General features: G+C 34.2%; 21 protein-coding genes. 12 read left to right on the forward strand and 9 right to left on the reverse strand.

Features of this window, described 5'->3' with window-relative positions; translation table 11 throughout:
• Positions 1–44: 44 nt before the first annotated feature.
• A complete protein-coding gene (locus K6T82_RS11810) occupies positions 45–653 on the reverse strand; it encodes a hypothetical protein (RefSeq protein ID WP_223706074.1) in 609 nt (202 codons plus the stop codon).
• Positions 654–667: 14 nt separating this feature from the next.
• A complete protein-coding gene (locus tag K6T82_RS11815) occupies positions 668–2047 on the reverse strand; it encodes a hypothetical protein (RefSeq protein ID WP_223706075.1) in 1380 nt (459 codons plus the stop codon).
• Positions 2048–2420: 373 nt separating this feature from the next.
• Here K6T82_RS11815 and K6T82_RS11820 point away from each other — a divergent pair, with 373 nt between their 5' ends.
• The 12 genes from K6T82_RS11820 to K6T82_RS11875 all read left to right on the forward strand — a co-directional run bounded on the left by K6T82_RS11820 (position 2421) and on the right by K6T82_RS11875 (position 18647).
• Entirely contained in the window at positions 2421–3209 is a 789-nt protein-coding gene (locus tag K6T82_RS11820; RefSeq protein WP_223706076.1) for an alpha/beta hydrolase, read from the forward strand.
• 50 nt (positions 3210–3259) lie between these two features.
• Positions 3260–4279 (forward strand): alpha/beta fold hydrolase, encoded by a 1020-nt coding sequence (locus K6T82_RS11825; RefSeq protein ID WP_223706077.1) that lies wholly within the window; start codon positions 3260–3262, stop codon positions 4277–4279.
• Between the two features lie 124 nt (positions 4280–4403).
• Positions 4404–6170: an amidohydrolase gene (locus K6T82_RS11830; RefSeq protein WP_223706078.1), complete on the forward strand. Its 1767-nt coding sequence runs from the start codon at positions 4404–4406 to the stop codon at positions 6168–6170.
• A gap of 167 nt (positions 6171–6337) precedes the next feature.
• Positions 6338–7360 carry an MBL fold metallo-hydrolase gene (locus K6T82_RS11835; protein WP_223706079.1) on the forward strand — a complete coding sequence of 341 codons (1023 nt, stop codon included), beginning with the start codon at positions 6338–6340 and terminating at the stop codon, positions 7358–7360.
• Positions 7361–7362: 2 nt separating this feature from the next.
• Positions 7363–8727: an alginate export family protein gene (locus K6T82_RS11840; RefSeq protein ID WP_223706080.1), complete on the forward strand. Its 1365-nt coding sequence runs from the start codon at positions 7363–7365 to the stop codon at positions 8725–8727.
• A gap of 367 nt (positions 8728–9094) precedes the next feature.
• Positions 9095–10045, forward strand: a complete 951-nt coding sequence (locus K6T82_RS11845) for a polysaccharide deacetylase family protein (RefSeq protein WP_223706081.1) — start codon at positions 9095–9097, stop codon at positions 10043–10045.
• Positions 10046–10210: 165 nt separating this feature from the next.
• The gene (locus K6T82_RS11850; protein WP_223706082.1) at positions 10211–11785 is read left to right on the forward strand and encodes a Na+/H+ antiporter; all 1575 of its coding nucleotides are present in this window, start codon (positions 10211–10213) and stop codon (positions 11783–11785) included.
• Positions 11786–11901: 116 nt separating this feature from the next.
• Positions 11902–12696: a polysaccharide deacetylase family protein gene (locus K6T82_RS11855; RefSeq protein ID WP_223706083.1), complete on the forward strand. Its 795-nt coding sequence runs from the start codon at positions 11902–11904 to the stop codon at positions 12694–12696.
• Positions 12697–12720: 24 nt separating this feature from the next.
• Positions 12721–13413, forward strand: a complete 693-nt coding sequence (locus K6T82_RS11860) for a response regulator transcription factor (RefSeq protein ID WP_223706084.1) — start codon at positions 12721–12723, stop codon at positions 13411–13413.
• The gene (locus K6T82_RS11865) at positions 13403–14764 is read left to right on the forward strand and encodes a sensor histidine kinase (RefSeq protein ID WP_223706085.1); all 1362 of its coding nucleotides are present in this window, start codon (positions 13403–13405) and stop codon (positions 14762–14764) included. The genes K6T82_RS11860 and K6T82_RS11865 overlap by 11 nt, the downstream gene beginning before the upstream one ends.
• 298 nt (positions 14765–15062) lie before the next feature.
• On the forward strand, positions 15063–18278 hold the full coding sequence (locus K6T82_RS11870; protein WP_223706086.1) for a TonB-dependent receptor: 3216 nt from the start codon (positions 15063–15065) through the stop codon (positions 18276–18278).
• Between the two features lie 165 nt (positions 18279–18443).
• The gene (locus K6T82_RS11875) at positions 18444–18647 is read left to right on the forward strand and encodes a hypothetical protein (protein ID WP_223706087.1); all 204 of its coding nucleotides are present in this window, start codon (positions 18444–18446) and stop codon (positions 18645–18647) included.
• Between the two features lie 49 nt (positions 18648–18696).
• On the opposite strand, the gene K6T82_RS11880 is transcribed toward K6T82_RS11875, so the two are convergent.
• The 7 genes from K6T82_RS11880 to K6T82_RS11910 all read right to left on the reverse strand — a co-directional run bounded on the left by K6T82_RS11880 (position 18697) and on the right by K6T82_RS11910 (position 25170).
• Complete coding sequence (locus K6T82_RS11880; protein WP_223706088.1) at positions 18697–18939, reverse strand: hypothetical protein; 243 nt, start codon at positions 18937–18939, stop codon at positions 18697–18699.
• A gap of 170 nt (positions 18940–19109) precedes the next feature.
• On the reverse strand, positions 19110–20129 hold the full coding sequence (locus tag K6T82_RS11885) for a cytochrome-c peroxidase (protein WP_223706089.1): 1020 nt from the start codon (positions 20127–20129) through the stop codon (positions 19110–19112).
• Positions 20130–20185: 56 nt separating this feature from the next.
• The gene (locus K6T82_RS11890) at positions 20186–21052 is read right to left on the reverse strand and encodes an MbnP family protein (RefSeq protein WP_223706090.1); all 867 of its coding nucleotides are present in this window, start codon (positions 21050–21052) and stop codon (positions 20186–20188) included.
• A 203-nt stretch (positions 21053–21255) separates the two neighbouring features.
• Positions 21256–21633: a hypothetical protein gene (locus K6T82_RS11895; RefSeq protein ID WP_223706091.1), complete on the reverse strand. Its 378-nt coding sequence runs from the start codon at positions 21631–21633 to the stop codon at positions 21256–21258.
• Position 21634: 1 nt separating this feature from the next.
• Positions 21635–23614: a TonB-dependent receptor plug domain-containing protein gene (locus K6T82_RS11900; RefSeq protein ID WP_223706092.1), complete on the reverse strand. Its 1980-nt coding sequence runs from the start codon at positions 23612–23614 to the stop codon at positions 21635–21637.
• Positions 23615–23618: 4 nt separating this feature from the next.
• Entirely contained in the window at positions 23619–24542 is a 924-nt protein-coding gene (locus tag K6T82_RS11905; RefSeq protein ID WP_223706093.1) for a FixH family protein, read from the reverse strand.
• 250 nt (positions 24543–24792) lie between these two features.
• Positions 24793–25170 (reverse strand): hypothetical protein, encoded by a 378-nt coding sequence (locus K6T82_RS11910; protein ID WP_223706094.1) that lies wholly within the window; start codon positions 25168–25170, stop codon positions 24793–24795.
• Positions 25171–25204 lie beyond the last annotated feature (34 nt).

Consider the following 25204-nt stretch of genomic DNA (forward strand, 5'->3'; position numbering starts at 1 on the left):
TAAAAACTATTCTTTTTAATCTGATCTGTATAAAATTCTCCTTATCAATAATAATTTCCATCGTTTATTTCTTTGACATATATCCATTTACCTTTTTCCGCTTTCATAATTACTATGGAAATAGGTTTAATAAACTGTTTTTTAGTCGTGGTTTCTGATTTCGCAAACAGAGCATATTGTTTGTTTTGATAAAAGACAGGATCAGAGAATGCGAATACAGTCACCTCGGAACTCTTTTCGCTCATAAATTCATTGTATGCTGTAGGTTTTGGGAAATCCTTCTCCTTCATAAATTTAATCTGAGGGTTTTTAAAATCGTCCTGTGTCCAAAAACTGGTTTGCACCCAAGTCTCATCTGTTTTATAGTTCCGATATCTTTTATTCATAAGATTCCAGTATTCCTCAACATATGATGGATCATTTGATATAATACTGTTATCAAGAGTGTTGTTGTTTATCGAAACCAGTGATCTTTCCTTAAAAAGATCCAATACATAATTGCTGTTTATTTTATTGGAAATAATAATTACAGTGTCCTTGACAGCAAGCCTTGAGCCTAAATAAGTATCTACAGGAGATGGCAGCAAGTCTTTTGTAGAAGAACAGCCATAAACCGATAAACCTATTAAAAATAATATGATAATTCTCTTCATGATACTTGCATTAATTATTTACATGGTTCTCCTACAGCCTTCTGTCCATTAATAGTTGAATTAACACTCTCGCCATTATATCTGCCAATAATTCTATTGTAGTCCACACTGTTTACTGGGAACTTTTTTTGAAATATAGGCGCTTCCTGTAGACCTCCCCAAGCTAAATCCGTATAGATTTGATCTGGAATATCTCCCTTCTTGAGTGCTTTTCCCGTGTCAAATTCCTGTAATGCAGCCCCTATCGCATCTACATAACTTTTTGCCATAGCATCATGATGTGCTGCATCCTTTGAGCCAGGATACTTCTTATCAACAAATTTTTGGTACAGCGCTGGAAAATCATCAAAAATTGCCGGATTATTTTTAGCAGTGTATTCATCAACAAGACTAAAAAAGTAGCAATGTACAATTTCATGTAATAAATTGGAAGCTCGGAATAACTTCGTTGCGCTGGTATAATTCGAACTTATCATTATGTTATAGTTGTTTGCCGTCCCCGAGGGAATAGATGATGCTGGTCTGCTGATCTTAGAACTTGATGTTATTTTTACGTTATAAACCTTACTGGTTCCCAATTCACTTAATACTTTTGCAATACTTGCATTTGTTCCTTTTTTCAACAGTTCAAATACCTTTTTCGGACAATCATCTAAACTGTCCGTAATAATCAGTTCTTCAATAGTTTCTGCAACTGCATTTACACTTGAACTACCCGAACCACCACCACTACTTGTAGCATCCCACGACATTCCCGATGCTCCACCCGATGGAGAATAACCCATACTTGAACCTCCACTTCCCCAAATCATGTCCCAATCGGTAGCATTTACTAATTTTGGTTTTCCAAGAACAACTACATCTTGCAACTGTCCACCATCAATCGTTTTTGCTGTTGTACTTGCAGCAATTTTCACTAGTTCCGAGATAATAACACCTTCCTTTGCCCTGAAACCTTTTAGAAATTTCCATTCGGATGAGTAAATAAATATCTTTCCAGAAAAAAGAGAAATATTAGAACCTTCATCGGGTTGCATACTGAAGATAACCGTTTTAATTTCATTGTCTATTTTTACAGCTAAAAGACGATTATTCTGAAATTCGTTATTTTCAGAAAAAGGAATAACGGTCAATAACTGATCGCTACCGTTTATTATTTCTTGCGTTGCCTGATCAAAGTCAAGAGTGCTTAATTCATCAGTAGATGATTTAGCTAATGAACTATAGGTTGAATTGGTCAAGAACGCTTTCAATTCACTAAAACTAACAGTCTTGATATTGCTTTGCTGCTGAATTGTATTTTCACTATCCTGGCAATTGGTTAGTGCTAATGTGATGATAAATAGCACTATTCTTTTTAAATTTTTTGTTATTTCTGGCTTTTTGCTGGTCATTTTTTATTGCAGTTTTTTCTTTCAAAAGCAAAAATATATTTTTTATATATTTTTTAAAAAAATATTTAGATAATTCTTACTATTTTTTTTCATCTTATTTCTTAGCGCTAAATAAACATTCCTAAAAAACTTTCATGTCACTAGCCAAAATCCTAAATAAACAAAATCTAAAAAAGTAGAAAGAATGTGATTTAAAAAAATACTAACTAACAATTAAGCAAGTAACGATATAAAGTCGCCTTTTCTTCGTTTAACGACGAAATATAGTTTGATGCAAATCTTCACAAAGAACACAAGTCCTTAAAAAACAACACCTTAACTAAAAAGGTTCGATTTTAGCATACCGTTTGGCATAACATTAAAACAATGTATTATGCAAACTGAAAACCCTACTACAATTCTATTTATTACCGGCGCTTTTGTGAGTAATAAATGTTGGGATGAGTGGAAAGCTTTTTTTGAAAATAAAGGCTTCAAAACTCTGGCTCCTGCTTGGCCATATAAAGATGCTCCCGCCGAAGTATTGCGCAAGCGTCATCCGGATCCGCAGATTGCTGGGTTGCGTTTGACTCAATTAATTGAACATTTTGAAAATATCGCCAAAAAATTACCTGAGAAACCGATTCTTATCGGCCATTCTATTGGCGGATTGATAGCACAAATTCTTCTTCAGCGTAATTTAGCTGCCGCTGCAATTGCCATACATTCTGTTCCGCCCCAAGGAATTATGACTTTTAAATTTTCGTTTTTAAAAGCCGGTTGGGGACCACTTGGTTTCTTCACTTCAACTAAAACAACTTTTATGATGAGTTTTAGTCAGTGGCAATATGCTTTTACAAACGGAATGCCCGAAGAATGGCAGGAAAAAGCCTATTACGAATCGGCAATTCCAGAATCTAAGTTGATTGTTCGTGATACGATAACTTCAGCAGCAAAAGTCGATTTTAATGCTCCTCATAAACCACTTTTATTGATTGCAGGATCTACAGATCACACGATTCCAGAATCTCTCAATTATTCCAATTATAAAAAATACTCCGACAAAAATTCTGTAACCGACTTTAAAGTTTTTCCAGATCGAAATCATTTTGTCCTCAACCAGCCGGGCTGGCAGGAAATTGCAGTTTATATACAAGACTGGATAGAAAAACAACACGTATAAAATTAAAAACCAATTATTTATTAACCAATTATTCTATAAAATTTCAAATTATGAAAACGAATTTAGTAAACACCGCTTTTTTTAACTTTAAAAGTAAAACTACCCAACTCTTAGTTCTGGGACTTTTAATATTGACGATTATTTCCTGTAATAAAAAAACAGAAGAAACTCCTGCAGCAGAAGCTAAACCTGCTACAGCAACAGAAACAGCTGAAGTCGCTCCGGCAAATCCGCCATCAAATTTTAAACATGCCACAGCAACTGTAAACGGAATTAAAATTCATTACGTTGTGGGCGGACAAGGTGATCCTTTAGTTTTAGTTCACGGTTTCGGTCAAAACTGGTACATGTGGAATCGCTTATTGCCAGAACTTTCTAAACATTTTACCGTAATCGCTCCCGATTTAAGAGGTGTTGGCGAATCTGATAAACCAGAAAGCGGTTATGACAAAAAAACAATGGCTTCTGATATTCACGAATTAGTGAATCAGCTTGGGTATAAAAAAATCAATTTGGCAGGACATGACATCGGACTAATGGTGGCTTACGCTTACGCGGCACAATATGGCGACAGCGTAAACAAAGTAGCTTTGATGGACGCACTTTTACCTGGAATTGAGCCTGTTTGGTCGAATGTAAAAGGATCAGCTTGGTGGTTTGGTTTCTTCGCATGGCCAGCTTCTGGAGATATCGTAAAAGGAAAAGAAAAAGAATTCTTAACTAATTTCTGGCCAGTTGTAGGACACGTAAAAGATCCTTTCACTCCAGAGGAAACTACAGAATTTATTAGAGCTTATGCTACTGAGGGCGGAACAACGGCTGCTTTTAAATGGTTTGGTGAATTTGACCAAGACGGAAAAGACAATGTAATTTTCATGAAGAAAAAACTAAAAATGCCACTACTAGCTATGGGCGGGGAATATTTCGCTGCAGCTTTCCTTAAAGATCACTCCAAATTAGTAGCAGAAAATGTTACGGAATCTAAAATTGCTGGTTCAGGCCACTGGTTAGTTCAGGAAAATACAGCTCAGGTACAAAAAGATTTACTAGCTTTTTTTCTAAGTAAATAATTAAAATGCTTAACGCTAAAATTATTTTAAACACATAGAAACTTGTTTCTCAACACATACACACAATCAATATTCTATGATTCTATGTGTTTAAAAAATTTCATCATTACCCTAATTTTTTATTATGAAAAATATATTATTAATTCTATTGCTTTCTGCGGGCTTGGCATCTCAAGCCCAGCAAAAAGCTGATTTGATTATTTATAATGGAAAAATTGCAACAATGCAGAAACAGAACGAATTTGTTCAGGCCATTGCAATGAAAGACGGAATTATCTTGGACATTGGAACCGAGAAAAACATTCTTTCTTCTTATAAATCATCAGCAACCAAATTAATCGATGCCAAAGGAAAAACAGTAATTCCAGGATTAAATGATAGTCATATGCATGTAATTCGCGAAGGTTTGAATTACAATTCAGAATTGCGCTGGGATGGTGTAAAAACCTTAAAACGTGCTATGGAGATGTTGAAAGAACAAGCAGCAAGAACTCCAGAAGGTGTTTGGATAAAAGTTATCGGCGGTTGGAACGAATTTCAATTTGAAGAAAAAAGACAGCCTACAATTGACGAAATCAACACTGCAGTTCCTGATAAACCTGTTTTCATCACGTATTTATATGGAAAAGCATTTTTAAATAAAAAAGGAATCGAAGTTCTCGGTTATACCAAAGATACCAAATACGAAGGAAGTGTTTTAGAACAAGATTCAAAAGGAAATCTAACAGGTTTAATGTATGCCAAAGAAACGCCAAAAGCGATTTATATGACTTTGGGATTAACTACAAAACTAAAACCAGAAGAACGAATCAACAGTTCGATACAGTTTAATCACGAGCTGAATCGTTTTGGATTAACCAGTATAATTGACGCCGCGGGAGGAAGTCAAAACTTTCCTGCTGATTATGTTACGTCGCTTGAATTGGCAAAACAAAACAAATTGAGTCTTCGTATTTCGTATTATTTGTTTGCACAGCAAAAAGGCAGAGAATTACAAGATTACGAAAAATGGGTTGCCGAAACTCAAATCAATAAAAACGATAATCTGATTGTGGCAAATGGTTATGTCGAAGAAGGCGCTGGAGAAAACATAACAGCTTCAGCGGCAGATTTTGAGAATTTCCTCGAACCCAGAATTGTTTTATCTGATGAAATGGAAACCGATTTAGAACCTATCATTCGATTATTAGCCAAAAACAGATGGCCGTTTAGACTTCACGCCACTTACGGAGAATCTATTGACAGAATGTTGAATGTGTTTGAAAAAGTAAACAAAGAAATTCCGTTTAACGGATTGCGTTGGTTTTTTGATCATGCTGAAACAATTAAAACTCCCGAATTAGAAAGAGTTAAAAAATTAGGCGGCGGTGTTGCGGTACAATTTAGAATGTATTATCAAGGTGAATTGTACAACAAAATGTATGGCGCTCCAAAAACACAGTTACCTCCAATAAAAAAAATGCTTGAATTAGGAATTCCGGTTGGCGCAGGAACTGATGCAACGCGTATTTCAACTTATAATCCGTGGATGTCTTTGCATTGGCTTTTGACTGGAAAAACGATTGGCGGTATGCAGTTCTGGCCAAAAGATCAGGTTTTGGATAAGTTCACTGCTTTGCAATTGTATACTTCTGGAAGTGCCTGGTTTTCTGGTGAAGAAAAAGACAAAGGAAAATTAATCAAAGGAATGTACGCTGATATAGCAATTTTATCTGATGATTATTTTTCGCTTAAACCGGATGATGTTCGCAAAATCGAATCGGTTTTGACGATTGTGAATGGTAAAATTGTTTACGCTTCCGCGGAATATAAAGCGTTGAATCCAGAAATTCCTGCTGTAATTCCGGATTGGTCTCCAGTGAAATATTTCGGCGGTTATCAGAAACAATGACAATGACAATGACAATGACAATGACAATGACAATAGTAATAGCAATGAAAATTTCACGCAGATGACGCTGATTTAGGCAGATTTAAACGGATTTTTTATCTCATTTTGAAATCCATTTAATCCTCATAATCTGTGGCTAAACTTTTTTAAAACTTAAATATAGAATCATGAAAAAATATAATTATCTCTTAATAATCATACTTTTTTTCGCTGCTTATTTATCGGCACAAAAAACGTATGCACAATTTCCCATGCCTCCCGAAGTACCAATTTGGGATGGTAATAAAGTGAATTTACAGCTGCATAAAATCTCTGAGAATGTATATGCAGTTTCTCCTTCAACAACTGAAACAGAAACTACAAAAGGAATTCCGCAAGCTACTTCTGCGGGATTTATTGTGGGTGACAAAGGTGTTTTATTGATTGAAACCATGCTGAACAAAAGATTATATGATCAATTGTATAAACTAATTCGTTCTGTTACGCCAAAACCTATTGTTTATGCTGTAAACACAAGTGATCACGGCGATCATTGCTTTGGAAATTATTTACTTCCAAGGGAAACCATCTTAATACAAAACGAATTCTGTAAAGAAAATTTGGCTAAGAATTACGAAGGAATCAAACAATTTATGATCATGCTTTTTGGAAAAGATCGCGGGATTGAACAAAGTGTGTATCGTCCCGCAGATCTTACAATTGCTGTGAATCAGAGTTTAAAACTGGATATGGGAGGCGGAAAAATCGTAGAAATCATTAATACCGGAACGGCACAATCTCCTGCCGATTTGTTTGTATTTCTAAAAGATTCTGACAAAAATGTATTGTGGGCCGGAAATCCGTTTATTGCTGAAAGTCCGACGATTCCGTGGTTATTTGACGGTTACTTTTTGGAGCCTGTTCGCAATCTCCAAAAGATTTATGATATGGTTGGTGACAATGATGTTGTGGTTCCTGGTCACGGCCGAATTACCAATAAAAAAGGAATAAAATATACCATTGATTATGTAAATGCTTTGAAGAAAAATGTAGAAGATGCCGTGAAAAAAGGCGAAACTTTAGAACAAGTAAAAGCATCGGTAACAATGAAAGAATTTGATAAAGGATATGTGCTTTTTAATTGGCTGCATTACAATTTCAATATTCCAAACGCTTACAACGATATTAAGAAAAACAGTTTAGGCAAATAGCCATGAAAAAAATCATTCTATTATTTCTTATTTGTATACAACTTCAGGCGCAATCTTATCCCGATTTTAAACCAATGAGATTTGATGAAAATTATGAAGTTTTACAAAAAGATACCGTTAAAAACTGGTATAAAACCATGAAATACCTGCCTCTCTCCTCTACAGGGGAAACTTATCTGAGTTTTGGAGGAGAAGTCAGGTATCAATATTTCTATGCCAAAAATGAAAAATGGGGAGATGATCCTGTCGATAATGACGGTTACATTTTAAACCGATTTTTGCTTCACGCCGATTTTCATGCGAGCAAATACTTTCGAGCTTTTATTCAGCTTCAAAGCAGTAATGCAAATGGAAGAATTGATCCAAGCCCGGTTGACAGCGATCCGCTTGAAGTACATCAGGGATTTATTGATATTAATGTGCTTTCAGAAAAAAACAAACAATTGATTTTTAGAGCTGGAAGACAGGAATTAAGTTATGGTTCTCAACGTTTGGTTGCTGTTCGTGACGGACCCAATAATCGTCAGTCTTTTGATGGTGCGAAAGCTATTTTAGGTTTAAATAATTTTCATGCTGATTTATTCTACAGTCATTATGTAGTCGCACAAGACGGTATTTTTGATGATTATTCGAATAAAAAAAGGCAGTTTTGGGGAAGTTATTTTGTGATTAATAAAATTCCTGCTATCAAGAATATTGATCTTTATTATTTAGGTTACAAAAGAGCCAATGCCAATTTTGATGATGCCAGCGGAAAAGAATTACGTCATTCTGTTGGAACACGCATTTGGGGAAAATATGAAGATTGGCGTTATGATGCTGAAGCCGTTTATCAGTTTGGAGATGTTGCTTCTAAGGACATTAAAGCTTGGACAGTTTCGCTGAATACGGGATATCGATTTACATCGGTAGTTTTAAAACCTGAATTTGGATTTAAAGTAGAGTTAATCAGCGGAGATAAAACCAATGGCGACAATCAGTTAAATACTTTTAATCCATTGTTTCCAAGAGGTGCTTACTTTGGATTGGCTTCTGTTATCGGGCCTTCTAATTTAGTTGATTTTCATCCGTCATTAAGTTTCGAACTATCCAAAAATATCGATTGGGTTATTGATTATGATATGTTTTGGAGATACAGTTCTGAAGACGGAATTTATGGTCCAAACACAATCATGATTTATCCGGGAAATGCAACGGATGCGAAAGAAATTGGAAAACAATTGGAAAGCGAAATTATCTACACACCGAATCAATATTTGTATTTCCGCGTTGAAGCTACTTGGTTTAAGGCAGGTGATTTCTTAAAAGCGGCAGGAACTGGAAAAGATATGTTTTTTACTGGCGTTACGATGCAACTTAAATTTTAACTTATCTAATTGATAAATTTCTTAACACATAGAGACATAGATTTCTGCTTGCTGGAAAAGAGTATTGAAAGAAACTAGTTTCTAACACATAGCTATGTGCATTAAAACGAAGTGAAACGCCTTTTTTAATTTAAAGTATGGCTATGATTCTATGTGTTTAAAATTTGAACTAAACATCTTTATTTCCATTATTTTTTAAAGACGTGAAAATGCAGGTTAAATTTTAAGTTTTTTTCTTTTGCGTTGAGAATTACTCGCAAAGGCGCAAAGTTTTATTGAAAGTTTAAAGAAGAAAAAACTCTGCGCCTTTGCGAGATTAAAACATACAGAATAAAATGACCTTTGATAAAACTCAAAAGATAAAAAAATGACAACAAGAAGAAATTTTATAAAAATCGCTGGTTTGACGGGTGCTGCGGTAATGGCAAATCCTGTTGATGCATTTTCAAACCCAATAAAACAAGAAAAAATGGATTCTGAAATACAAAACAAATGGTTAGACGGTTCGCGATTAGTCGTTTCGGTTTCCATGCAGTTTGAAGCTGGTGGTCAACCTGAGAACGCAGAAAGTCCATTTCCTCAAAACATGCAGAAAGGATACAAAGATCTGCCTGGCGAAACTTGGTATCAATATGGTTATAAAGAAGGAATTCCGAGAATGTTGGACAATTGGGACAAACACGGCATAAAAGTTACTTCACACATGGTTGGTTCTGCTGTTTTGCAAAATCCAGCTCTAGCCAAAGAAATTGTGCAACGCGGACATGAAGCAGCAGCACACGGAATGAACTGGAGTTCGCAATATGCAATGTCTTATGAAGAAGAAAAAAAATTCATCAAAGCTGGTGCCGATGCTGTAAAAAGTGTTACAGGTTTTACTCCTGTGGGTTACAATGCTAATTGGTTGCGACGTGGAGAAAATACCATTAAAATTCTGCAAGAAATTGGTTTTATGTATCATATTGATGATTTAAGCCGAGATGAACCTTTTATCATTCAAGCGAATAAAAAAGATTTTGTTGTGGTTCCTTACACCATTCGCTGCAATGATATTGTTTTAATTGAAGGAAAAAATTTCTCATCAGATCAATTCTTTAATCAGGTTAAAGCAGAATTTGATCAGCTTTATGCAGAAAGCGAATTCAAACGCAGACAAATGTCAATAAGTTTTCATGATCGAATTGGAGGCACACCACAAATGGTCAAAACAACCTCTGATTTGCTAGATTATATGAAGAAACATAGCGGTGTTACTTTCAAAAGAAAGGATGAAATTGCTAAAATGACACTTCAGGATAAATCGTCAATACGGGAATAATAAAACAAAAAAAGATAAAAATGTAAGCCTTAGAAAAATATATTTCTAGGGCTTTATTTTTTTTAACATATTCAACTGAAATTGATAAATTTGGTCAAAGAACGATTTTTACAACCAATCCAATAATTGTTGGATTTAAGATTAATTTCCATTAAAAAATAAAGAATGCTAGAGAACTTTCCTTTCTATTTAGGTATTATCGTAGTTATTTTATTGCTGATTATGTTGGCCAATAAAATAAAAGTAGCTTATCCTGTGCTTTTGGTTTTGGCTGGATTAGCGATTAGTTTTATTCCTAAAGTTCCAACAATAAAAATTGAGCCAGATCTTATCTTTTTTATCTTCCTTCCTCCATTATTATACGAAGCTGCTTGGACCGTTTCATGGAAAGAATTATGGCGTTGGCGACGTATTATTACTAGTTTCGCTTTCATTGTAGTTTTTCTTTCGGCACTTTCTGTTGCTTTAGTGGCTAATTATTTTATTCCCGGATTTTCTCTTGCTTTAGGATTTTTATTGGGCGGAATCGTTTCTCCTCCAGATGCTGTAAGTGCCGGAGCTATTTTAAAATTTGTGAAAGTTCCCAAAACCATGTCGTCTATTTTGGAAGGCGAAAGTTTATTGAACGACGCTTCCTCTTTAATCATTTTCAGATTTGCCATGATTGCCGTTGCAACGGAACAATTTATCTTCTATAAAGCAGCCATTAGTTTTAGTTGGATGATATTGGGTGGAGTTGCTATTGGTTTGTTGATCGGATGGCTGTTTATGAAAGCTCATAAATATTTACCAACAAATGCAAATGTTGATATTGTTTTGTCGCTGTTAACGCCTTACATCATTTATCTTGCGGCAGAAGAAGTACACAGTTCTGGTGTTTTGGCTGTAGTAAGCGGCGGATTGCTTTTGTCGAATAACAGACATCGTTTTCTAAGTAGCAAATCGAGAATTCAAGGCGTAAATGTTTGGGAAAGTCTATGCTTTATTTTAAACGGATTGGTGTTCATGCTGATTGGTTTAGATCTTCCTCAAATTACTTCCGGATTAGAAGGTGTGAGTCTTGCAACTGCTATTGGATACGGCGTTTTAATCACTTTTGTTTTAATTGTAAGCCGAATTTTATCTGCTTATGGTGCTGTAATTGTCACGTTGATTGCGCGTAATTTTATTACCGTTGCCGACCGTAGACATCCTGGTTATAAAACGCCTTTTATTTTAGGTTGGACAGGAATGCGTGGTGTTGTTTCGTTGGCGGCAGCCTTATCAATTCCAGTTTATTTGGATAATGGAAACGGTTTTCCACAGCGAAATCTTATTTTATTTATCACCTTCATTGTCATTCTTTTGACTTTATTGATTCAAGGTTTGACGCTTCCTTATTTCATCAAAAAAATAAAATTGGATAATATTTACGATCCCGTTTCTCCGGAAGATGCTTCTCAAATTTTAAAAAGAGATTTGGCCGCTCATGCTTTGTCTTATTTAAAAACAACTTATAATGATCAGTTGGAAAGTAACGCTTCATTGCAGCAACTTATCCTAAAATGGGAACAACACAGTAAAGGAATTGATGATGAATCAATTGGGAACGAAATCAAAGTTATCTACCTTGATTTATTAAATCAACAAAGACAATGGTTAATTGCAAGAAACAAAGAAGATCAGCATATTGATGAATCTATTATCAGAAAACAGATGTATTACTTGGATCTTGAAGAAGAAAAATTAATTCATTTTTAGCTACTTCATTTAAAATTCATTTAAAATGAAATATCTTTATGCGTGCGAAAAAGGAAAATGAAAGGGATAAAAATTGCAATCAATTTATGGTTGAGAACTAATCTAATTTTCTCTTTATGAAGAATTTATTTTCTAAAAAAACAGCAGCGATTTTACTAATAACAATCATTGCACTTGTTGTGGTTTTTAAAATGTATTCGGAAGAAAAGACTGTTGCAAAACCTGTAAAAAAAGCATATCCGCCCGGAGTTGTCTTTACTTTTGATGATGATTATATAGACGATTGGTACAATGCAGAAAAATTATTGCATCCGTTAGGATGGAAAGCAACTTTTTTTGTGTGCTGGTACGGAAGTCTGTCTAGAGATCAAAAAGATAAACTGCATTATTTGCAAGATATGGGGCATGATATTGCAGGTCATGGCTACAATCATTTGAATGCTTTAAAATATTCAAAGGAATTTGGCATCGAAAAATACATCAACGATGATATTGTACCTTTAAAAGCCGCAATGAAAAAAGACGGTTTCAACATTCATTCATTTGCCTATCCTGATGGCGCGCGCGATACCGATTTGGACAAGGAATTACTCAATCATTTTGATATTATAAGAGGAACTACTTATGATGAAATTCCGGCAGCACAACAATATTGTTATTATGAGGGAAATCGTTTAGTTTATGGATTAGGAATTGACGACGATTACAAACAATTCAATATTCCGTATTACAAGACCTTACTGGATTATGCTAAAGCGCATGACAAAATCGTAATTTTCTATGGTCATAAAACGGTTGAAAATGCCGATGAGAAATTAGAAACTCCTCTTTATGCTTTAGAAGAACTTTGTAAATATGCTAAAGAAAAAGGTTTGAAGTTTTATACGATTGATGATCTTGCTAAACTATAATTTCAGTTTTTTGCACTTAATTTTATGAATAAAGTTTTATTAGTTGAAGACGATCCGAGAGTGGCTTCTTTTATTATTAGAGGACTTGAAGAACAGCTTTATCAGGTCAAAAATGTAAACAAAGGTTTTGATGCCATTAATGAAGTAATGGAAAATACCTATGACATTATTATTCTAGATATCATGCTACCTGATTTAACGGGTTTTGAAGTTTGTGAAATTTTAAGAAAAAGAAAGATAATCGTTCCGATATTGATTCTTAGTGCTTTAGACACTCCACACGAAAAAGTAAAAGGTCTTCAGGCTGGAGCCGATGATTATCTGGCGAAACCTTTTATGTTTGAAGAACTTTTGGCTCGAATCAACGCACAGCTTCGTCGTTCTGAATTTAGCAGCGGGATTTTAGATTTTCAATCCTATGCAGGAATCGAAATCAATATGAAGGAACAAAGTGCATCGAGAGACGGAAAAGAACTTAATCTTTCGTCAAGAGAATTAAAACTGCTGATTTTTTTCATGAAAAACCGCGAAAAAGCACTTTCCAGAATTGCAATTGCCGAAGCAGTTTGGAATATTGATTTGGATATGAATACCAATACGGTAGATGTTTACATCAATTATTTGCGAAATAAAGTAGACAAGAACTTCCCTACTCCTCTGATTCACACGATAAAAGGAACAGGATATATGCTCAAAAACAAGATCAATGAATCTTAAAACCAAATTATCAGTCAATTCGACGTTGCTTTTTGCTTTTATTGTTGGACTTGTGCTGGCTGGTTCTTTTTTGCTTTTTAAAAACCATAGACAAGAACTTTATTATGAAAGACTGGAAGACAGTGCTTTGATCACCGCTTTTTTTTATTTTGAAAAAGATGAAATTACTAAAAATGACAGTTCGCGTTATCAGGAAATAGAAGTTCAATATAAAAAAATCACGAATCAAGCTATCCGAATTTACAATGCCTCGACTAAAGAATTGTACCTCCATGATGGAATTGATATTCAATTGAACGATAAGGTTTTAAAAAACATTTCTAAAAATAGAATCGTTCATTTCACTAAAGATGACAGACAGTTTTCGGGTTTATTTTATAAGGATAATCAAGGCGATTTTATTATTGTCGTTTCTGGAATTGACACGGTTGGAGACAGACAATTGGATGTTTTGGGTTTCATTTTTCTAATTTCTTATTTGATTGTTATTCCGCTTAATTTCTTTATTGGAAGGTTTTTAGCCAAACAAACTTTTAGGCCTTTTGAAGATGTTATTGCAAAAGTAAATACGATTACGACAGAAAATCTGCATTCTAGACTCGAAATGCCGACAAGCGGAAAAGATGAAGTAAGAGAATTAATCACCACTTTTAATTATCTTTTGGAAAGGTTGGAAAGCGGCATTACCATTCAGAATAATTTTCTAAAAAATGCTTCTCATGAATTAAAAACGCCGCTAACTATTATTATTGGAGATATCGATGTTTCACTCCAGCATCCGAGAACGAATGAACAATATGAGGAAGTTTTAAAATCACTTCGAAAAGACACTTTTCAGCTTAAATCTATTTTAGACGGTCTTTTGGTTTTATCTGGATTGCAAGTTGGCGAACCCGAACAAATGGAAACCGTAAGAATTGATGAGATTTTATGGAATGTATTAGAAAAAAAAGCAATCGAATATCCTGAATCTAAAGTTTCTCTCAATTTGGAAGCTCTTGAAAATGAGGAATTACTTTCGGTTCATGCCAATAAACACATGCTTTTTACGGCTTTATATAATATAGTAGACAATGCTATAAAATTTTCATTTCCTGCTCCTGTTTCTATTTTAGCTTTAGAAAAAGAAAAAAAACTTTTAATACAAGTTATCGATCAAGGTTCTGGAATTGCAGAAAAAGACAAAGAATCTATTTTTGATCTTTTCTTTAGAAGCGATCGTACACGACATATAAAAGGACAAGGCTTGGGACTTTATATCACGATGGAAATTTTAAAACGGCATCATATTACTTTAAACGTAGATTCTGAGTTGGAAAAAGGAACTAGTTTTTCGCTTTTATTTCCTTAAAAAAAATTCAATAAAAATCAGCTTTATAGAATTTTAAAAATGCCGTTTTTCTTAATTGGTAACATTCCCATAACACTCTAATCTATCTCTAATCTACTTCAAATCTACCTCTAACCCCTTTATTTCAGGGATTTTATACAAAGTATTGATTTTAAAGAGTTACCGACTTATTTATAAAATAACCTATCCATCATTCTAAATTAACATTGCATTTTTTTTTGATTTTTGGTTAACAATAGCCTTAAATCGAAACCAGTTAAAGAGAGTTTATTTGTCAAAAAATAATAACTAAAATAACATGACAAAACTAAAACTCTTATTCACGGCTTTAATGCTTCTAACTGTAGGAAGTATTTTTGCCCAGATTACAACTTCATCTTTGTCTTCTAAAGTCAATGATGGAACAACTGCAGTTATCGATGCTGATGTTACCTTGACTCATTTGCCTACAAATGCGGTTTACAGAACAACAACAGACAAACAAGGTCGATTCAGTTTCGAGAATTTAAATGCCGGTGGTCCTTACGAATTAGAAATTAAAAGTAAAGACACTAAAGATTACTCAAATGCACAAATTCATTTAGCGCTTGGCGACAATGATTTACCAACAATTGTGGTTGGAAAAGCAGACAATAATGTTTTGGAAGAAGTAGTAATTACAAGTTCTAAACCTTCTTCTAAAAATAATGGAACAAACATTAACGAAAAACAAGTAAACGGACTTCCATTAATTAACCGTGGAATTCAAGATGTTACGAAATTAGTTCCGCAAAGTTCAAACAACTCTTTTGCAGGAACAAACTTTAGATACAACAACGTAACGATTGACGGTTCTATTAATAATGATGCGATTGGTTTTAGTCCGTCTTTGGGTGGTCAGTCTGGAACTTCTGGAATGCCAGGAAGTAGTACACGTTCTAACTCAATCAGTTTAGATGCGATTCAGGATATTCAGGTTTATATTGCGCCTTACGATATTAAATTAGGAAATTTTTTAGGAGGAAGTGTTAACGCTGTAACAAGAAGCGGAACAAATACAGTAAGCGGATCTATTTATTCTTATGGAAGAAGCGCTGCACTTACAGGTCCAAACAATGCCGGAGACGGTTCTAAAATGCCAAAAGCTTTTGGAGATTACCAAATCGGATTTAGATTAGGGCTTCCAATTGTAAAAGACAAATTGTTCTTCTTTACGAATATGGAATATGCAGAAAGAACAGATCCAATTTTTTATAATGCAGGACAAACGGATGCCAACGGAAAATTGACTTCTTTAGTTGATAATGCAACGGCCGAACAAATTTCAAACTTCGTAAAAGCAAACTACAATTTTGATCCAGGAACTTACGACCAATACAACAACTTTGCAAAAAGCCAGAAATTCTTCAACAAATTAGATTGGAAAATCAACGATAAACATTCGATATCTTTACGAAATAATACTGTAGTTTCTCAAGCAACAAACTTAGAGCGCGATGCGGCAAACTTCAGATTCTCAAGTATGGATTTTACGCAAAAAAACCAATCGATCAGTACGGTTTTAGAACTTAAAAGCCATTTTAACAGTCAATGGTCTAACTCTTTTATTGCTAGTTATTCGGCTATTAAAGATTACCGTGATCCAAAATCGAATAATATTATGTTTCCTCAAACAGAAATTGGTTACAATGGAGGAACTATTTTCTTAGGAAACGATCGTGAAGCTACTGTTTTCAACATGAAACAAAACACAGCTGAAATTACAGATAACTTGACTTATAAAACAGGAAATCATACTTTATTATTCGGTACACACAATGAGTTTTACGACATCAATTATGGTTTTGTAAATGCACTTAACGGAAGAGTTTCATACAAATCTCTAACAGATTTTTTCAACAAACTTCCTACTCGTGTTCGTGGAACGTATCCGTTTGATGGTTCTACAAGAGATGAAATTTTTGATAATCCATATGCAAAATTCAAAGTAAATCTTTACAGCGTTTATGCTCAAGACGAAATTAGAGTTGGAAGCAGATTAAAAGTAACTCCAGGTGTTCGTGTAGATTATACAGACATTCCAAACAAACCAAATTTAAGTCCGCAGGTTCAAAATTCTCCAGCTGATCCAAATTATGGTACAACATATACATACACGCCTTTAAGCCAAATTAAAAACAACTTTTTCAGCACTGCTTTAGTTTCTCCAAGAGTTGGTTTTACTTATAATGTTGACGAAGACAAAACATTCGTAATTCGTGGAGGTTCTGGAATATTTACAGGTAGAATTCCGTTTGCATGGTTAGGTTATGCTTATTATAATGATGGTGTTGGTTACGGAAGTTACGACAAAAACAACCTTACAGCGGCTCAGGTTGCCGCTGCGGGAGATCCTTTGGCAACTGGCGGATTGAATGGTTACCACGATGCAACTCCAAAAGTACAAGCCGATTTAGTAGACAACAAATTTAAAATGCCGGCAGTTTTAAGAAACTCATTGGCTTTTGACAAAACTGTTGACGGATATAAATTTACAGTTGAAGGGATTTACACCAAAGTAATTCGTGATTTAGAATTTCAACAAGTAAACAAAACAGACAATCCGACTTATTTTTCTTATGATACAAATCACCAAATGCCAATTTATGCAGCAAACATAAATTCTGCTTTTTCAAATGCTTATTTGTTATCAAACACAGATAAAGGATACCGTTACAGCATTACAGAAATGATTTCTAAAACATACGATTTCGGTTTCAACTTTATGGTAGCGTACACTTACGGAGATTCTCGCGATATTACAAACGGAATTCGTAATTCTATGGAAAGTAACTTCCAAATGAATCAGTCTTTGACACCAAATAATCCGCAATTAGCGACTTCTAACTTTAATATCAAACACAGAATTGTTTCTAATGTTGGTTACGGAGTGAAATTAGCTTCAAACAATACCTTAACTGCCAATGTTTATTTCAACGCACAATCAGGAAATCCATTTTCTTGGGGATTTGTTAACTCAACAATTGCAGGAACAGGACAAGCAGCTGGTTTAGCTTATATCTTTAAAGATGCTGCAGAAGCTGCAAAATATATTGGAGTAAACAATGCCGGAGTTCCATCTGCAACAGCAGCTCAGCAAGTAGCAGATTACGAAGCTTTTATTAATGGAAATGATTATTTAAAAAGCAGAAGAGGAACTTTCACACAAAGAAATGGCGATACAACGCCCTGGAACATTCAGGCAGATTTAAAATTGATGGATGAAATTCAGGTTACAAAAGTGGGAACTTTTCAAATCTCTTTCAGTATGGCAAATATTGGAAACTTGATCAATAAAGATTGGGGAAGAAGTTATTTTGTTCCAAACACTTACAATTCAACAGCAAATATTGGATTAACAAAATCAGGAAACCTTGGTGGAGTTGCTACAGGAGATCCAACATATACATTCCAAAAGCCTACATCTACACCTTATACAGTAGATCAGTTAGCGTCTAGATTCCAAGGACAGCTTGGAGTTAGATATTCATTCTAAAAAAGTTTGTGTTTATTTTTTTTCACTATCTCCCAGTTTCAATGCTTAGAAACTGGGAGATTTTTATTTATAGTGAGATGTGAATTTGACAAGAAATCAAATTTCAGATGTAACAAACTAAAAGTAAGCCGTTTGTAAATTTGAACAATCTTAAAAACTAACGCCATGAAAAATCTACAAACAAACAAAAACGAAAATAAAATGGTTTGCAACAATCGTTTAAGCGTTTGTGCAGGAGACAATAACGAATTGATATTTCGTAAAACTTACGTAGGAGATTGGGGAGATTGGGACGAGAAACCAGATACTACATTCAAAGATCAGAATAATTATCTGGATGAAAATACAACTCTTGCAACAGCTGTATAATCTTTACTTATAAAATGTTTTTGTGTAATATTCTTTCCTAGAAAAGCTATTACACAAGAACACTTATAGTATTACTTAAATTTTCTTTGACTATAAAGTCCAAAATAAATTCTTTTACTTCATTTTTTGCTTCGGTCTCGAATGAATTGATATGAAATTCTTCATCCTTGTCACTAATATGAATAATTTCGGTATAACCTTTAGTAATTAAACTGCCTTTCAATTTAATTAAGTTAAATTGCTGTCTGCCATCTAATTCTTTGCGAACCTGTAGTTTTATAGCTCTTCCCATATGCAAATTTTTTAAATTAATTAATTGTCTTATAATTATAAATTTAGAACAATTAATCGATCAAAACTTTTTTTTAACATAGGTCACAACCTACTATTTATCAACACTTTATAAACATTTTATTTTACAAAAAAGAAGAGAAAATGTCATATAAATAAGGCGTTTTCAACTTATTTCCCAACAAATTGTTTATCACTCAATGTTTTCATGAAGGCAATAAGGTTCGTTTTTTCCTGTTCAGTAAGTGGAATTCTTTTGTCATTATTTTTAAAAATCGGATCCAAGTTGTCTGAATCGAGAACTCCCTTATCAAAATAATCCAAAACAGATTCCAAGGTTGCGAACTGTCCGAAACTACCATATGGAGCTGTATATTCTATATTTCGTAAAGTTGGAACACGAAAACTCATAAAATCTGATGGAATTCCGGTTACCCTTCCCCTTCCTGCTTCATTGGAATTAGTGTTTATTGGAAAACCAATATTTCTAAAACTTTGATCTGTAAAAAGTTCTGTTGCATGACAACTGGCACATTTCTGCTGAAATGTTTGATAACCTGCCAACTCACTTTCAGTAAACGTTTCGCCTTCCTTGCGCTTTACTTTATCGTATTTACTGTTTGCAGAAATCAAAGTATATTCAAATTGAGCAATACTTTTGTAGATTCTTTCGGGTGTAATATTCTCATCTCCAAATGTTTTTTTGAATAGAGATTTATAATCCGAATCATTTTCAATTCTCGCAATCACTTCCAAAATAGAAGAATCCATTTCCTCATGTGTAATAATCGGAACCAACGGCTGCGTTTCAAGCTGTAATTTACTTCCGTCCCAATTGTAAAATTTCAGAAACATTAAATTCTGAAGCGAAGGCGCATTTCGAAGTCCGATTCTGCCTTCAATTCCAATCGCCTGTGGATGATGGTCTGCAAAAGCATTTGCCTTAATATGACAACTTGCACATGAAATTGTATTGTCTGCGCTGAATCTTTTATCCGAAAAAAGCTTTTCGCCTAATTCTACACCATATTTTGTAGGTTTATTTGAACTCACAAAACTATTGACTTCGGGAAAATCAGCTGGAATTTCTAAAGCAATTTCAGGATTATCAATAGCCATCATATCCGAATCTTCATTATTACATGACGTTAATAATGATACGATTGCCATCAAAACAATTATTTTTTTCATTATAAATGAATTTAAGAAGCCGTCTGATTTTTGTTTCAGACGGCTCTGAAATAATTTTAGTTTTCTACGCTACTAACAGAAAACATTCCGCTAATATCGCTTGAACCATTTCCTCCTAAATTGTCTACAAATTTTACCATTTGAGCTGCCGTATGAATATTTGGCGTTGCATTATCATTCATTCCATCTCCAGTTGATAAAGTAATGGTGTTGATTTTTCCACTTAATAATTTATCAAAGTCAGCCTGAATTTTGATTTTTGGCGCTTTGCTTCCCACAACTGCATTGGTAGTCAGGTTTAAAGTAATGTCTCTGTAAGCGTTAACACCTTGTGTATAAGCTCCTGCTGTTCCTTCAATTGTGCTTCCGGTATGAATTGACATGGCTTTATTATCGGTATCATAAAAACCTTCCACTTTTGTAAAACGGTAACCACTTCCCCATTCCCACATCATTTGTGTGTCGTTTGCGCCCGCAGCAGCGTAGAAATTTGGAAAACGTACCTGATCTAAAGTGTTTTGTTCTGGTTTAATTCCTAATCCAAATTTAATCTGCTTGTAAGTCGCAGACGGAATATTACTTAAAACATAGCTCAACGAAGCTGTTTTAGATTGATCAATTAGAGTTGCGCCTTTATCCAAATCATTTACATTATAAGGAACTTCAGTGCCATTATCTTTTATCAGTCGAATGTTACTGATGACATACTTTAATTCTGAAAAATGATGGATTTGCCCTGCTGCCGAAGTATTGGTTGTTGCTGAAGTTGCTGTAGCATTTCCAAGAACAATCGTATTACTTTTAAAGGTATTCGTAAATTCAAGTGTTACATTGTTTGCCACTGGATTGTCATCGTCACTTGAACAAGATACAAACGCTAATGCCGCGATGGATAATAATAGGTATTTTTTTAAATTTTGCATTTCTTTTATTTTAATTATTGTAATTCTATTTTATTAAGGTTTATGCTGAAATTTTTTAAACACATAGAGACATAGTTTTTCTAGATTCAGAGAAGGCGTTTCACTTGCATCAATAAACATAGCTATGTGTTAGAAACTAGTTTCTTTCCAAAATCTTTATTAGCATTTAAAATAAATCTATGTTGCTATGTGTTAAAATATTTTCAACGGTTAGCAAAAAATAAAATAGGTGGCGGTACAAAAATTTCTAAATAAGGTTCGAAATGATTAAATTCTTTATAAATCAACACTTTATTAGCAATCATTTTTAGAATGTCAATTGGAAACTCAAAATTCTGATTCGGAAGCATATCGATCTTTTTAAAGATACTATTCAGTTCCAAATCATTCTTTTCAGATTTTTCTAATTCTTTCTTTAAATGACATTTTCCGTGGCATTGTAATTCTGGTTTGGCTTTGTTTTCGCAGAATTCTTTTTCTATCTCTTGCTGATTCAGTTTGAAGTGCACAACAATAAGTGCCTGTTGGAAAGAAACCAACAAGAACAAAATTGTCATTGTGAAACTAAAAACTTTTTTCATTTTATAAAGTGAATTTTAAAGAAGTAAAAATATTACGTCCCATTCTCGGAATATTTCCCCAATCGGCATAAGTGCTGTAATATTCATTTAATAAATTCTCTGCTCCAACCTGAATCGTTGTTTTTACTTTATTGATTTTAAAAGTATAATCGGCTGAAAGATTCCAAATGGTGTAAGCTGCGGTTTGATCTTCTCCATATTCCGGACTGTAATTAATTTGCGCAAAATCACCATTTACAGAAGTCTGAATTCCGAAGTTCTTATGCATAAAATGAAGCGAAGTCTGATAACTCAACGGACGAATAAAAGGCAGATTTCCACCTAAATTGTCCATTCCTCGTGCGTACATTAAGGTTCCTTTCCAATGTAAATGTTCTAAAATATCATAACCAGCATTTACAGACATATTCAAAAGTGTGGCATAATCTAATGAAGTATACCCTTTTACACCAACCGATTGATAATTCATCGGACTTCCCATGCTCAAAATTCTACCTATAATATAATTCTGAATGTAGAAATAGTTTATTTTTCCTTGAAGGCTAAATCTTTCGTTTTTAAAACCAGCACTTGCGTTTCCTTCATACGAAATTTCATTTTTTAGATTCGGATCACCGATATAATCGTAACGATCGAAACTATTATAAATGTAATACCCGTAACCTTCAGAAACAGAAGGCGCTCTGTGACCGTAACCTGCTCCAACAGAAAAGTTAAACTGATCAATATTCAATTGATAACCGGCATGAAGATTCGGTAAAAATCTAGTTTTTTCCTGTGGCGCTCCTGGATGAAAAATCCAGTTGAATTCTACATATTTCGAATAATTGTAATTCACGCCCAAAGAACCGCCCAAATTCAACTGACTTATATCTGAAAGATCCCAAGAATTATTCATCGAAAGTCCTGCGTAACGTGTGGTTACCCAAGGCCAGCTGTACGCAAACATCGTTCTTTCGCTTCGATCTTGCGGATACATACGCATTTCTGCAATAGACAAATTATCGTAAGCATTCAATTGAATTTCAGAAGAATAATTGTTCTTTTTTAAATTGGCTTTAGAAACCAAACCGTAAGTTGTACTCCAACCCGGCATGTCCATGTGAACCAAATTTTCAGGACGAGTCGTATCATCCATATAATGTTCAATGGCATTGAAATAGATTTTGGTATCTACCACTTTTACCAAACCGTCTTCAAACAATTGCTTGTAAGCAGCCGAAGTAATAAGCGCTCTAGAAAGGGACAAATCCATTGGTAAAGCTGGAAAACCAACATCTTTTGCCATATCAAAAATCGCATCAACTCTTACCGCAGATAATTCGCTTGTTTTATACGCTAAACCTACTGAGGTATTGAACTTTTTATATTGTGAATGTTTTACTTCGTCATCATTTCCATCATAATAATTGTCTGCTTTTCGGTACGAAATACTTCCGTCAGCCACAAATTTATTACTGGAATACGAAACATTTCCAAGATTAAAAAACTGTTTGTTGTTGAATTCAAATCCGCTTTGATAAGCTCCATTCCATTTTTTTTGGGCACTAAACGGCGTGCTTTTTCTTTTTAAATCGATACTTCCTGCAACCGTTGCACCGTGAAGACTTCCCTCCTGTCCAGATTTGATATCAATTGTCGAAAGATTATTACTTTCTACATAAGACGTAATTGGATCCATTTTATCCGTACAAGCGCCAAAAACGTGCATTCCATCAATGGTAACCGTCGAACGTTCAGTGCTCATATTATTTAACAAAGGTTCCCAAGCATAAGCACCTCTTTTTATGAAACTTATATTATCGGAAGAAGATAAAAATTCATCAACTGAAACGGCCATTTTCATTTCGGTTTCAATTTTCTTTTTAGCGGTATTTTTTACGGTTACTTCTTCTAAATTTCTGATGCTGTCGTGGTGTGCGTGCGGATTTTGAGCGGTTACTGACATTCCCAAAAAAAGCAGCATTATAATATATTTCATGTTTTTAGAATAAAGTATCAATATAAAGTTCACTTTTAACTCCTTCAACTCCAGGCGTAAAATCGGTTGGAACAACAGTTCCTTTTAAGATCAATCCGTTTTGATTCATCATAATCAGATTTAAAGTCCAATTTCCTGTCATCGTATAATTGACTACACCGTGATACAAACCATCATTTTGCTGTGTCAAATCCTGATTGTTTGGCGAAGAGTGATTTCCCATTGAAGGCTCTGGCATTCTTGGGTCTAATTTTAAAGTGAAACCTGTAACTTCTGAATAAGAAAATTGAGTAGGATCTGGAAAAGTTCCCGCTGCGGTTGTTGGTTTATTGTATTTGTAAATTCCCGCAACCAATTTATTTTCTGAAACAGTTGGTTTTTGAGGAGAAACCAAAGCTATAAAATACTGTTCGCCATCATTTCCTGTAAAAGCAGTCATATTCAGGTTTTTATTGCTTTGTTTTTGAACAGAAATATCTTTATTGATTTCATATTTCTGATTATCAGCAGTAAAACTCACATACAATTTCCAACTTGCTGTGGTGGTACTTTCGCCTGTAAAAACCGAATATCCAGCGTAATATTTATTTGTAGCATCGTAAGCAACATTATATTCATGCGGACAAGAACTTTTGCTTCCGTCAGCGTTTGTTGTTATAGGCATAAAAGTAACTTGAGAAGTAGTTACATCCTGATTCGTTTGTGTATTTACGACTTTCAGGTGAAGCTCATTATATCCTTTGTAAAATGTTCCATTTAAAGCGTCAATACTGATTTTGTAAATACCACTTGTAAAAGAAACTGCTTCTTTAAATTCGTAATACTCTGGAACTTGAGAACCAATTTCAGCTTCGTAATCTGTTTTATCGATGGTACACGAAGTAATTGCACAAAACATTGCAATTACCAAAAAATTAAAAAATTTCATTTGTAATGAAGGTTTAAAAACTGTTTAAATTTTAGCACAAAGCCATTCCATTTTGAAAGTCAAAACGCGCCAAGTGCCGTGAAATTAGATGGAAATAAGATCAACAGTTTCGGGAGTAAAAAATACTAAGCTTACTGTAAACCCAAGATTTTGAGTTTATGCATAAGTAAATCTTAGATTTAATTGTATAATGTCAATCACTGCATTAAAAACAATGACTTAACTAAAAAATTGAAATAGAAACCCTGATCTAAACGAAACAGAGCGGTGGATGAAAAGTAAGATTAGAAGCCTTGATCGGTTTCTTGTCGAATAAGATTGAAGAATTTTCTTTTGATTCCAAAACAGGAATAACAGCAAAATTAATTTCAGTAGAATTTTGAACATAAACCAATTCTACTTTTTCTTTTAAACTGTCCTGCATTTTTCTTTCGTTATCAGCATACTTTTTAATGCTTTTTTGAAGTTCGCATCGACCGTTACAAGTATTAAAAACTGATTTACGCTGCACACAAATAGTCTGTGCAATTTCCTTCTGGTTTATTTTGAATGAAGCATAAACGAACAAGCTGCCAAAAGATGGCGACAAAATTAAAATGGAAAGTACTATGATAAATAACCTTTTCAACTGCTTGTGTAATGTTTCGGCAACAAAAGTACAT

Source organism: Flavobacterium potami (assembly GCF_020026915.1).
GTDB lineage: Bacteria > Bacteroidota > Bacteroidia > Flavobacteriales > Flavobacteriaceae > Flavobacterium > Flavobacterium potami.